The organism is Spirosoma flavus (assembly GCF_054778555.1).
In genome coordinates this window covers 477367-489473 of the sequence record NZ_BAAGZL010000002.1, presented here as the reverse complement: position 1 = coordinate 489473, position 12107 = coordinate 477367, and the positions used below count along the sequence as shown (strand labels likewise).

13 protein-coding genes are annotated in these 12107 nt (G+C 49.2%); 6 read left to right on the top strand and 7 right to left on the bottom strand.

What is annotated here, in order from left to right; all coding sequences use genetic code 11:
- Positions 1 to 90: 90 nt before the first annotated feature.
- Positions 91 to 2151, top strand: coding sequence for a thioredoxin domain-containing protein (locus ACYVF1_RS11090; protein WP_461080728.1), 2061 nt, complete (start codon positions 91 to 93; stop codon positions 2149 to 2151).
- 44 nt (positions 2152 to 2195) lie between these two features.
- On the opposite strand, the gene ACYVF1_RS11085 is transcribed toward ACYVF1_RS11090, so the two are convergent.
- Positions 2196 to 2630, bottom strand: coding sequence for a secondary thiamine-phosphate synthase enzyme YjbQ (locus ACYVF1_RS11085; RefSeq protein ID WP_461078601.1), 435 nt, complete (start codon positions 2628 to 2630; stop codon positions 2196 to 2198).
- 130 nt (positions 2631 to 2760) lie between these two features.
- On the opposite strand from ACYVF1_RS11085, the gene ACYVF1_RS11080 reads away from it, so the two are divergent.
- The gene (locus ACYVF1_RS11080) at positions 2761 to 3597 is read left to right on the top strand and encodes a toxin-antitoxin system YwqK family antitoxin (protein ID WP_461078599.1); all 837 of its coding nucleotides are present in this window, start codon (positions 2761 to 2763) and stop codon (positions 3595 to 3597) included.
- A gap of 68 nt (positions 3598 to 3665) precedes the next feature.
- Here the strand turns inward: ACYVF1_RS11080 and ACYVF1_RS11075 are convergent, their stop codons facing one another.
- The 6 genes from ACYVF1_RS11075 to ruvC form a co-directional block, all read right to left on the bottom strand.
- A complete protein-coding gene (locus ACYVF1_RS11075; protein WP_461078597.1) occupies positions 3666 to 4220 on the bottom strand; it encodes a hypothetical protein in 555 nt (184 codons plus the stop codon).
- Positions 4221 to 4229: 9 nt separating this feature from the next.
- Positions 4230 to 4994 (bottom strand): dioxygenase family protein, encoded by a 765-nt coding sequence (locus tag ACYVF1_RS11070; RefSeq protein WP_461078595.1) that lies wholly within the window; start codon positions 4992 to 4994, stop codon positions 4230 to 4232.
- A gap of 100 nt (positions 4995 to 5094) precedes the next feature.
- Entirely contained in the window at positions 5095 to 5268 is a 174-nt protein-coding gene (locus tag ACYVF1_RS11065) for a Sec-independent protein translocase subunit TatA/TatB (RefSeq protein WP_461078593.1), read from the bottom strand.
- A gap of 190 nt (positions 5269 to 5458) precedes the next feature.
- Positions 5459 to 6199: a LytR/AlgR family response regulator transcription factor gene (locus tag ACYVF1_RS11060; protein WP_461078592.1), complete on the bottom strand. Its 741-nt coding sequence runs from the start codon at positions 6197 to 6199 to the stop codon at positions 5459 to 5461.
- Positions 6196 to 7302 carry a sensor histidine kinase gene (locus tag ACYVF1_RS11055; RefSeq protein ID WP_461078590.1) on the bottom strand — a complete coding sequence of 369 codons (1107 nt, stop codon included), beginning with the start codon at positions 7300 to 7302 and terminating at the stop codon, positions 6196 to 6198. The genes ACYVF1_RS11060 and ACYVF1_RS11055 overlap by 4 nt, the downstream gene beginning before the upstream one ends.
- Before the next feature lie 202 nt (positions 7303 to 7504).
- A complete protein-coding gene (gene ruvC / locus ACYVF1_RS11050) occupies positions 7505 to 8095 on the bottom strand; it encodes a crossover junction endodeoxyribonuclease RuvC (RefSeq protein ID WP_461078588.1) in 591 nt (196 codons plus the stop codon).
- Positions 8096 to 8141: 46 nt separating this feature from the next.
- Between ruvC and ACYVF1_RS11045 the strand changes: the two genes are divergently transcribed.
- The 4 genes from ACYVF1_RS11045 (at position 8142) to ACYVF1_RS11030 (ending at position 12058) form a co-directional block, all read left to right on the top strand.
- Entirely contained in the window at positions 8142 to 9101 is a 960-nt protein-coding gene (locus tag ACYVF1_RS11045) for a lysylphosphatidylglycerol synthase domain-containing protein (RefSeq protein WP_461080726.1), read from the top strand.
- A 96-nt stretch (positions 9102 to 9197) separates the two neighbouring features.
- Positions 9198 to 10319, top strand: coding sequence for a glycosyltransferase (locus ACYVF1_RS11040; RefSeq protein ID WP_461078586.1), 1122 nt, complete (start codon positions 9198 to 9200; stop codon positions 10317 to 10319).
- Between the two features lie 100 nt (positions 10320 to 10419).
- Complete coding sequence (locus ACYVF1_RS11035; protein WP_461078584.1) at positions 10420 to 11067, top strand: polysaccharide deacetylase family protein; 648 nt, start codon at positions 10420 to 10422, stop codon at positions 11065 to 11067.
- Positions 11054 to 12058 (top strand): glycosyltransferase, encoded by a 1005-nt coding sequence (locus ACYVF1_RS11030; protein ID WP_461078582.1) that lies wholly within the window; start codon positions 11054 to 11056, stop codon positions 12056 to 12058. The genes ACYVF1_RS11035 and ACYVF1_RS11030 overlap by 14 nt, the downstream gene beginning before the upstream one ends.
- Positions 12059 to 12107 lie beyond the last annotated feature (49 nt).

Below are 12107 nucleotides of genomic sequence, written 5' to 3'. Positions count from 1 at the left end.
GCGAAAGAGTGAATGAGCGAATGGCTTACGCAAGCTATTCTGCCGGATGCCATTCACTCATTCGCTCATTCACTCTTTCGCTCTTTAAAAATGCCCAATCAACTGCAATACGAAACCAGCCCCTATTTACTGCAACACGCCAATAATCCTGTCGACTGGTATCCGTGGGGGGAGGAGGCATTGAACCGGGCTGTCGATGAGGATAAGCCGATTTTAGTGAGTATTGGCTATTCGGCCTGCCACTGGTGCCACGTCATGGAGCATGAGTCGTTTGAGAAAGACGACGTAGCGCAGGTGATGAACGAGCATTTTGTGTGCATCAAAGTTGACCGGGAAGAGCGCCCGGATGTCGATGCAATTTACATGGATGCCGTGCAGGCGATGGGCGTTCAGGGTGGCTGGCCGCTCAACGTATTTCTGATGCCCAATGCCAAGCCGTTTTATGGCGTTACGTATCTCCCCAAACGGAATTGGGTCAATTTGCTCGACAGCATTCGAAACGCGTTTGACGAACACCGCACGGATTTAGCAAATTCGGCAGAAGGCTTTGCCACCGAACTGAACCTGAGTGATTCGGAACGTTACGGCCTGACCCAGAACAACCCGCTGTTTGCGCCAGATATGCTGGATGGTTTATACCGGAAAGTTGCCGTAAAAACCGATAGTGAGAAAGGCGGCATGCACCGGTCGCCGAAGTTTCCGATGCCGAGCGTCTGGCGGTTTCTGCTACGTTACCATGCAGCGATGGGAGGGGATTCTGCTACGTCGGAGCGGGCTTTGCAGCAGGTAAAACTGACGCTGGACAGAATGGCGCTGGGTGGTATTTATGACCAGCTTGGTGGTGGATTTGCCCGGTATTCGACGGACGTGGAATGGTTTGCCCCGCATTTTGAGAAAATGCTTTACGACAATGGGCAGTTGTTAACGCTCTACGCTGAAGCTTACAGTTTGACAAAAAGTCCACTTTACAAACACGTTGTTTATCAAACCATTGGATTTGCACAGCGCGAATTGCTCAGCCCGGAAGGTGGTTTTTATTCAGCACTGGATGCCGACAGTGAAGGCGTTGAAGGAAAATTTTATACGTTCACAACCCCTGAATTACGAGAGATTCTAGGCGACGATTACGATTGGTTCGCCGATCTATATCATATAACAGATGAAGGCAACTGGGAACACGGACGTAACATTCTCCACCGAACCGAAACCGACGAAGCGTTTGCTGAACGCATCGGTTGGTCGCTGGATGACTTGAATTTACGGCTCGACGCTACGCATCTGCGACTGTTACGTGTACGTAATGAGCGCATTCGCCCGGGGCTGGACGATAAAATTCTTTGCTCCTGGAACGGCCTGATGCTGAAAGGGTTGGTAACGGCTTATCGGGTTTTCAACGAACCTGAATTTTTAGCACTGGCGCTACGTCTGGCGTTTTTTCTGGTGAGAAAAATGCGCGATAGTCGCAACGGGCGATTGTGGCATTCGTACAAGTTGGGACGAGCGCGCCAGGCGGGTTTTCTGGAAGATTATGCTGCCGTTATCGACGGATTGCTGGCACTGTATCAGGCTACTTTTACCGAAAGCTGGCTCACCGAAGCGGATCAATTGACGCAATACGTTCTGACTAATTTTTCGGACATAAAATCGGGCGAAGGTGAGGCTGATCCGATGTTTTTCTTTACGGACAAAAACGGCGAAGAACTCATAGCCCGACGTAAGGAGCTGTTCGACAAAGTAATACCGTCTTCGAATTCGATGATGGCCGAAAATCTGTACACGCTTAGTTTACTGTTGGAGCGTCAGACTTATGCTGAGCGAGCCGATCAGATGCTGGGTCGAATCCAGCCGTTAGTGCAGCAAAACGCCGATTACCTCACCAACTGGGCCGCCCAATTTGCGTTACGTGTCCGCCCAACCGCCGAAATCGCGATAGCGGGTCCAGAAGTCGATCAATTCCGGGCTGAACTAGATGCCAATTATTACCCGAACAAAATTCTCTGCGGAACTGTCGATAAAAGCGATCTCCCGTTACTGCAACAACGCGGTCCTATTGATGGACAAACAGCCGTTTACGTGTGCTATAACCGGGCCTGTCAACTACCGGTAACGAACGTAGAAGAGGTTTGGGCGAAATTATTGAGTTATAAGTGAGGAGTGCTTCAGGACAACTTACACGCTCATCTATAACTCGTCGGTCATTGCTCATTAATTTCTCCCCAAACTGTAAGAACCAGCGTTCGGCGACCTCCGTGGTTGCGATGTTCGCCCAGATAAATACCCTGCCAGGTTCCTAAATTAAGTCGACCGTTTGTGATTGGAATGCTCACCGAATGGCCCAGCATGGCTGCTTTTAAATGGGCGGGCATATCGTCAGAACCTTCATAATCGTGCTGGTAGTAGGGCGCGTTTTCTGGAACAGTTTTATTGAAAAACCGCTCAAAATCACCTCTAACAGTCGGATCAGCGTTTTCATTAATGGTTAAACTAGCCGACGTATGCTGTATGAAAACGTGCAACATTCCCACACGAATGGAAGATAATTCTGGAAACTCACGTTCAACAAGGTGGGTGATGAGATGAAACCCCCGCTGATAAGAAGGCAGTTGAAACGTGTGTTGATAAACAGGCATTGGCAGGCAGCGTAAAGTAGAAGTTAAATGTGTTAGTGTGTAACTATTTAGAGTAAATTGAGTTGTAATTCTGGTTATTTTTGGCTCGAATGAAGCTGATAGGTGTTGATCAACTCAACAGGTGCGGCCAATGAAAATCGTTTACTTTTTGCTGTTTATTTTTCTGGCTGGCCGGGCAGCTAAAGCCGAACAGGTAGCCGATACGTTGCGGGCTTCGTCGGGGCCAGCGATACGTCATACCTTTGCCGAATATGATGAAGAAATTCTGTATTACGGTAAACACAAAGACTACTATTCTGTTCGAATCTATCAGAAAAATGGAGCGTTGTTTCGGCTGGATTCCTACTCGTTGCTGCCCAAAACAATGCCCAATGGCCTGCCTCTCGATAGTCTGAGTCGCGTTATTCACCACGGCCCAACCAAAATCATGTATCCGTCGGGTCAGCTGTATCTAAGCTGCGAGTATAAGCAAAATCTGCTGCATGGCCCGTTCATGGTTTTTTACGAAGATGGGTCCATAAAACGTCGGGAATTCTATAAGGGGGGGCGGCTGACCAAAAGCCAGTGTTTTACAAGCGATGGCGTTCAGCAGAAATGTGAACCGTATTACAAGGCGGCTAAATTTCTGGGAAAAACTCAGGATCTTCAGTCCTACCTGAAGAAACAATTGAGTACTGTGCTCGACGGGGAGCGGGTCCGGAACCTGACAGCTACCCTGACTATCAATGAGATTGGGCAGATAATTCGGGTAAACGTTGATGTACGGTCGTTTTCACTGGCGCCCCAACAGATAACGGCCATTCAGGCCTACATGCAGCAAACCATTCGGAACATGCCCGAATGGACCCCCGAAAAGCTAAACTGGCAACCCGCCGTTAACGATGGTCGCCCCATCGCATCAACCTGTGTACTATCCGTTTTCCGGTTTCAGGGTGATATGCAGTTCAGGCTTTCGTATCAGATGTAAGCCTTAAAGTGCTACGTCCCTGAGTAACTCTCGCCGTAACTGAATCGCACCGTTCGATAAGTATAGTACTATAATCCTGAATTAGTTGATACGTTCTCCCCACCTAGTTCTAGCCTCTGATAGTAAGCAATACTCAAATAAGGTTGCAAGGCAATCATATCAGTATCAATAATGTCTCCTTTACGAAGAGCTTCCAGTTTATCGCCATAGGCAATGAGCAACGTAGTGCCTACCGTGTCGATCCAGGTAATCGGTTCGCTGAAGAACGTAATGGCCACTTTGTGCGCCTGTTTGTCGGTGACGTGCGAGTGGATAATGTCGAATCGGAACTGCGTGAACGGCAGGCAGAGTTTTCCCGATTGGTTCACTACGTCGGGGATGATGCCACTGAGCTGCCGAATGTACCCAACAGCGGCCGTACTGGTTTGCTGGTGCAGCCGGTCGGCGTTGGGCACATTGTCGAGCAATTCCTGGAACGTAGCGTATTTATTCTCCTGATTATAAAACTGGGCCTGCATGTAAAACTCCATGTAGGTATCTTCAAACACGTATTTATCCCATAGTTTCTGAGACGACGCGTCGATGAGTTTCCGGTAACTCAGGCGAATAATACGTGTAGACATAAGCGGTATTTATCCGTTTACTACGATAGTGTGCGTCAGCGTATAACCACCTGACAGACTGCCCGATACGGTAGCCAATTCTGTAGTAAAACCATCGCTGAATACGTTGTCTTTTTCGTTCAAAGTATCCTGTTTCCCTTTCGTATAACCGTATGACTGGCCGGTTGTGTAAACCGTGTTACAAATATCATACGGGAAAGCGATTTGGGTTACCAGCAGCGACTTGCCCGATGCATTATAAATGTGAACGTGAACGTGTGGTGCGCGACCCGAATACCATCCGGGAAAAATTGACGTAAAGGACGCCAGCCCATTCGCGTCCGTAGTCTGACGGCCACGCAGAAAGTGAACGCTCGTGTAATTTGTGCTCTGCATCCCTGTTCCACCGTATTCCGAATAATTACCAAGCTTATCGCAGTGCCACACGTCGACTACCGCACCGGCCAGGGCAGCGCAACTGGCACTGGCGTTTTTAATGGTAATATTCATCGTAAAAGCTACACCTGTCTGGCCATCAGTAATGTCTTTCCGAACGTAGCTGGCCGGAGTTTTGGTAGGGAAGGGGCCTTCGGTTTCGGACGGCGTTACGGAGCAATTACTCGACGAACTACCATTGCTTGACCCAGTCGACGTACTGGTTCCTGTACTGGTGCTGGTTCCGGTTGTCGTTGTCGGGTCGATTTCGGTCTTTGAGCAGCCACCTACCAACGGGGCCACAGCCGCGATGCCCAATAAACTGCCAAAGCCGCGTTTTAAAAATTCTTTACGTTCCATGTTCCTGAAAATCAATTGTAGTAGAGGAGTTAATTAAATAGGGGATGAACGGTGAGAGCTAAGTGATGTGGGCAGGTTGCCTTTAATCTCCCATTGTTCATTACTGATCGATAGAGGCCTGGTCAATCCCAGATTTTACGTCCTGTGTAGCATCCTTAAATTCACGGATACTTTTACCCAGCCCATGCGCGAGTTCGGGCAGTTTTTTCGCACCGAAAAACAGAAGAAGTGTGCACATAATCAGCACGATTTCGGGGGTGCCTAAACCAAACATTAATCGGAGTTTTTAGGTGATACGTTGCAGTTGTCTATTACTAGTATCGTGAAACAGACCCGTTTCGTTGCATCGAGACACCAATTGTAGGTAAACCGACCGATTGTGTCGGTAAATCAGGTGCTAAAAGCAAACGCCCGAAAACCTGGTCATTCGGGTATTTGCTTCAGTGTATGCTGCTTAACTCTTTCTACGTATTAAATCGATTCTGGAAATCAGCTTCGTAGCTGGCACCGATCGGAATTTCGCGGCCACCGATAAAAATAGTTTTGTTACGTACTGCTTCAATCCGACGTAACGGCACAATGTATGAACGATGGACACGGATGAAATCAGCCGGGGGTAGGCGTTCCTGCATGGTTTTCATGGTCATGCGGGCCACAATGGGCCGTGCTACGTCGGTACGGTTACCAGGCTGAAGATGAATTTTGAGATAGTCATCCAGTCCTTCAATCAAGACAATGTCGGTAAAGGCAATTTTATGAAGCGTGTAATCGGCCCGGACGTACAAGTACGCTTCGCCGGAGGGCTCTGAACGCTGCTGCCATCGGTGATAATCGGCCGCTTTGTTAACGGCCTGTAAAAATCGTTCGAACGTAAAGGGCTTCAGTAAGTAATCGACAGCATTGAGCGTAAACCCTTCCACCGCATACTCCGCATACGCCGTCGTAAAAATAACCATGAACGGCTGCTTCAGCGACGTACCATCGGCCGATGGATCACTCAGCGATTTGTAAAAATCGATGCCCGAAATCGACGGCATGTTGATATCAAGAAACAACAAATCGGTCGGAAACTGCTCCAGATGACGTAACGCTTCGTCGGTGCGGGTGAACGTTTTCTGCAAATCGACAAAATCGACCTGCTGACAGAAGTGGGTCAGCACACGTAGGGCAGGGGGTTCATCGTCAAGCGCAATGGCACGTATCATGACAACGTAAGAAATAAATCGACGGTAAAACGATCGGGTTTGTCGCTAATAACCAGTTGATGTTGGTTGGGATATAATAAATCGAGACGAGCCTGTGTATTGGTCAGCCCGATGCCACTTGCCACCGCCATCGGCTGAAACACACGCACTTTTCGATTACATACGTAACAGTTCAGGTCATTCTCGCCAATCGTTATCTGAATCTGAATAGTCGACGGCTCTTCGGGACTAACGCCATATTTAAACGCATTTTCAATAAACGAAATCAGCAGCAATGGCGCAATCTGCTTGCCGTTGGGTCGACCGTTTATAGTAAACTCAATTTCTACCGAACTGACTATACGCAGTTTCTGTAAGGCAACGTAATGACTGATATAATCCAGCTCGTTAGCCAGCGACACCAGATTTTTCTGCGAATCCTGAATCACGTAGCGCAGAAACGACGACAGTTTCACAATGGCATCGGCCGCCGGGGGCGAATCGACAATTGCCAGCGCATAGATGCTATTTAACGTATTGAACAGAAAATGAGGGTTAATCTGGGCTTTGAGGTACGAAAGTTCCGTCTGGATTTTCTCGCGTTCGGTTTCGCGCAGGCGGTTGTTCACCCGAATCGCCAGGGCCAATAGCAGCCCCGCTACCGTCAGAAAAAACGTTTGGCTCGATTCGGGCGGCAACCCCGGTTGGTCTCTCGGCCCCATTTGATTAAACTCATCGGGCGGTCGAGGTGGCCGGTTGTCGTTGGGAAACGAAGGATGATATTCACTACGTTCGGATGGGGGGAATCGACGTTCCATCGGTGGTCGTGATGGCCCCCGATTAATAGCAACTAACACGCTTTCAATCAACAAAAAACAACCTAGTGCGCTAATTCCGTACAGAACGTAGCGCCGGTTAAAATAGAGTTTTGGAATCAGGACGTAGTAATTGACGTAAAAGAAAGCAATCGTGAGCAGATACGACAGTACGTTCCGTCGTTCGTGGGCATTGTAGGGCAGCTCTGCCAGTTTCGCAAACCCATCCGCAGCGAACAGATAGGGTAAGGCCAGAAACGTCAGGCAGCCGAATAAGTGAATGGCTATAGTCGAAAGCCGATTTGTCATTCGGGAAAGTTAAGGCGCAATCGGCGAATGAAACGTAGCGTAGGTGAAAATTGGGACGAACCGCCCGAATGTGTCGGTGAATGAGATTCTCCAACTTTAAATACTATAATTCAGCAGCTCAATACGTTAGACGCCGAGAACGTAACGATCAATCGACGTGTAACCAAGAAAAAGTAGAAGTAACGCGGACGATTGGCCGGATTTACATAATCCGGCCTGAATTTTCACTGACGAACGCGCCCCAGGCACCTTTTTTGGTTTTCTTATTCGAAACCGTTGGGAGAGCGTTTTCGTGAAAATGGTGGCATACAGCAATCGCCAGGGCATCGGTTGCGTCGAAAAACTTTGGATTCAAATCTTCGCGTAGCAAATGACTGACCATATGCGAAACCTGCTCTTTCGACGCATTGCCATTGCCCGTCACCGACTGTTTAATACGTCGCGGAGCGTACTCCACAATTGGAATATTCCGTGAAAGGGCAGCCGCCATCACCACACCCTGCGCCCGACCGAGCTTGAGCATAGCCTGCACGTTTTTGCCAAAAAAAGGATCTTCGATAGCCATTTCGTCGGGGTGATATTCATCAATAAGTCGCAGAATGGTATCGTAGAGTTTCTGAAGCTTCAGTTGATAGGTACTATATTTGTTCAATTGAACCACATCAGACAGTACCATGTGCATGACCCCCGCGCGTACCGAGATGATGCCGTAACCGGCAACCTGGGTACCGGGATCGACGCCGAGGATGATTTTCTCGGTCTGTTGTTCGGATGATTTTGGGGTAATATACATGAGCTGGGTTGAGGTTTCTTACAAAGTAACGTGTTCTTCATTTGTTTTGTCGCTAACATCGGGCAAAAAATTCATTTTCTGGGCAAAAACAGCCGTTTTTGTCGGATTGATCGTCTACATCATCTACGTAGTACGTCAAAAGCCCGTCGATTGGTCGGTGGTTCAATTACAGCTACGTAGCGTTGATCACCCCGGGCGCTGGGCCACAGCTCTGTTTTTACTGACGCCCATAAATTGGGGTTTCGAAGCGTTAAAGTGGCAGATTCTGCTCCGGCGTGTCGAAGTCACTACGTTTGCCGAGGCTTACAAAGGAGTGCTGGTGGGCGTAACACTGGGTTTCGCTTTGCCCGCTCAGCTAGGCGATACGGCGGGTCGCGTATTGTCGTTACCGAATCATCGGGCAAAGGCCATCGGAGCGTCGATGGTGTCGGGCGGAATGCAGTTCTACGTAGCACTAGTTTTCGGAACGGTGGCCTGGGCGTATTACCTAAGCACTGCCCCCGAACGTGACAATACTGCCGGGTATTGGCTGCTCATCGTGCTGGTTGCGTTGTCGCTGGGGGGCGTCGTGTTCGGACTGCTACGTTACCGGCTGGTAAACTGGCTCGAAAAGCGCCCTACGCTGCGTCGATTTTCGGAGTATTGGAACGTAGCAGGGCTATATTCCCATGCGGAAATCATCAAAGCGCTGAGCGTTGCGGCCCTTCGCTACGTTGTTTTTTCCGTGCAATTTTACCTGGCAATGCGATTGGTCGGCCTGAACCCTTTACCGAACGTAGCAGCATCCGGCATAGGGGTGGTGTTCCTCGTAAAAACCATAACGCCCGCCTTCAATCTGCTGAGCGATCTGGGTGTTCGGGAAGCCGCTTCGTTGTGGGTATTTTCACCCTTTGGTATTCCCGCGCCTGTATTGCTGACCGCTACGTTAACGTTGTGGGTCGCAAACTTATTAACACCCGTATTAGTCGGCCTGATTTGGGTATGGAAAATTAAACTAAGTCTATAAAGGCCCCGACAGGCTCCGGCTGTCGGAGTCGCGCTAGCGACTAATAGGGTTATTACTACGTAGCCGACAGCCGGAGCCTGTCGGGGCCTTTATGAGATGACTCTTATTCTGTTAATAATCAGTAGTCTTTACGCCTTTTTTACCCTGGTGCTCTGGGTTGCCTGGCAGCGAATGCCATCGGTACAAAGTGAGATAAACCTCAAAAATGGCCCGTTTATCACCGTTATTATCCCGGTTCGGAACGAAGCCAGCAACATTGCCGATTTATTGCAGGATTTGAACGTTCAAACGTATCGACATTTTGAAGTCATTGTTGCTGACGATTCTTCAACCGACGATACGTTGTCCATCCTTCAGCGCTACGTTCAGCAGGTATCCTATATCCTCCGTCCTTTGCCTTTAGCCAACGACCGTACCACGTCGCCGAAAAAGCGGGCAATAACCCAAAGTATTGCGCTGGCAACGGGTGAACTGATTCTCACTACCGATGGCGATTGCCGCGTTGGTCCAGACTGGCTGGCCTCATTTGCAGCAACTTATGCGCATACTGGCGTAAAAATGATAACGGGTCCCGTTACGTTTACAACCGAGCGTAGCGTTTTTGACTCCTTACAAACAGTAGAGTTTGCCAGCCTGATTGGGGCGGGGGCCAGTACGCTGTCGCTCGGTTTTCCGACCATGTGCAACGGAGCTAACCTTTGTTACGTAAAGGAAGTATTTGAGGAAGTAGACGGCTTTGCGGGGGTCGACCATCTGGCATCGGGCGATGATGAATTTTTGATGCACAAAATTGCTGCCCGGTACCCGAAGGGCGTTCAGTTTCTGAAAAGTGCCGACGCTATTGTCCGAACGGGGGCACATCGTTCGTGGCGCGCCTTTTATAACCAGCGGAAACGGTGGGCGAGTAAATGGCGAGCTTACGCAAGTCCGCTGCCGTCGCTGCTGGCGGTGTTTATTTTTGTCAGTAATGCGGCTCCGGTTCTGGCTGTGTTAGGCTATTACGTCAATTTTTTAAACGGAACGGTTGCACTCATCGTTATAGGGCTGAAGGTCTTGCCAGAGTTTTTGTTTTTACGGCAAGTTCTTGTTTTTTTACAAAAAAAATCATCGGTGGTAACCATCCCGCTGACGCAACTTTTTTATCCACTCTACGTCCTTTTCTTCGGGCTGGCTGCCCAGGGAAAAGGCTATGTCTGGAAAGGACGAAAACTTAACTGATGTTTGACATAGAATATATGAAGTATGATGTATCAGCCTACATACCTCAAACATCCTATACTCTACATCCTATATCATACATCTTATATCCTATAATACCTTGGGCTTGTTTCTCCATAAATCGAATTTCCTGCTCAGAACGGTGTATCCTGAGTGTTGGTGGAAAATTGAAGCTGACGCCGAACCGACGATTTATCTGACCTTCGACGATGGTCCGATTCCTAACGTAACGGAATTTGTGCTGGAGCAACTGGATAAATTTGCGGCTCAGGCTACGTTCTTCTGCATCGGTGACAATGTTCGCAAACATCGCGATGTCCTGTATCAGGTACTCGAAGCAGGGCATATGGTCGGCAATCATACCTACAATCACCTCAATGGCTGGCGTACCGACGATGCTACGTATCTGGAAAATATCCAAAAATGTCAGCAGGAGCTGGGCGTCGAAACGGACCTGTTTCGCCCGCCTTACGGACGTATTAGGAAGTCGCAGGTGGCCGAGGTGATGGAGTCATATTCGATTGTGATGTGGGACGTACTGAGCGGTGATTTCGATCCTAATCTACCCGCTGATAGCTGTCTTAAGAAAACCATTCAATACACCGAACCAGGTTCTATTGTCGTCTTCCACGACAGCCTGAAAGCCTGGCCTACCATGCGTTACGTTCTGCCCCGAATGCTGGCTCATTTTGCCGAGCGGGGGTATTCGTTCCGGGCTGTCCCGCAACCCATTTATGCCGGTTTCTGAGACGCAGCCTGTCGTCAGCATCCTGATTGCGGCTCGTAATGAAGAAAGCAACATTCTGGATTGCCTGAACGCTATCGACCAGCTTCACCACGCGCCGGGTACACTCGAAGTGATCATCGGTAACGACCAGTCTACCGACCAGACGCGGGATGTCATTGCTCAGTTTATTGTCGACAAACCAACGTACCGGCTCATCGACGTAACGTCTGTGCAGGCGGGTTTGCGGGGCAAAGCGAACGTACTGGCGCAAATCGCGCAACAGGCTCGAGGTCAATTACTGTTTTTTACCGATGCCGACACGCAGGTTCCACCCGACTGGCTCAGGGAAATGAGTCGGCAATTGACGGCAAAAACGGGTATTGTTACCGGCGTTACGTTACCCGAAGGCGATGGTCTTTTCACCAAGCTCCAAACGATTGACTGGCTCTATAATCTCGCCCAAACCAATATTCTGAGTAGTGTAGGTATTCCGGTGACGGCAATTGGTAATAACATGGCGGTGAGCCGGGTCGCGTATGAAGCCGTTGGCGGTTATGCATCGCTACCGTTCTCAGTAACGGAGGATTATACTCTGTTTCAGGCGATTGTTGCTAAAGGATATGGCTTTCGCAATCTGCTTGAAGCGAACGTATTAGCCCGTACAAAGCCTATAACTACGGTTCAGGCGTTTTTTCAGCAACGAAAACGCTGGATGCGCGGAGCTACAAATCTGCCCCTGTGGATGGTAATTTCATTGTTTGTCCAATACCTGACAGGGCCGCTGTTATTGCTGCTAGTCTTGATTTCGCCCGTATTGGCCGTTGGGTTATATCTGGTGCGGTTGCTTGGCCAGGCTATTATAATTTCCTACGGTCTGAGCCGGCTCCGCCGAACCAGCTTATGGCCGTATGCGTTGCTATTTGAACCCTACCAACTCATTATTGGCCCGCTGGCTGTACTTTTTTACCTCCTGCCAACGGGACTTGTGTGGAAGGGGAGGAGGTATGGGTGATTTAGGTTGAAAAGTTGTAAAGTTGGCTGACGCAAAACGCTATAAGTCA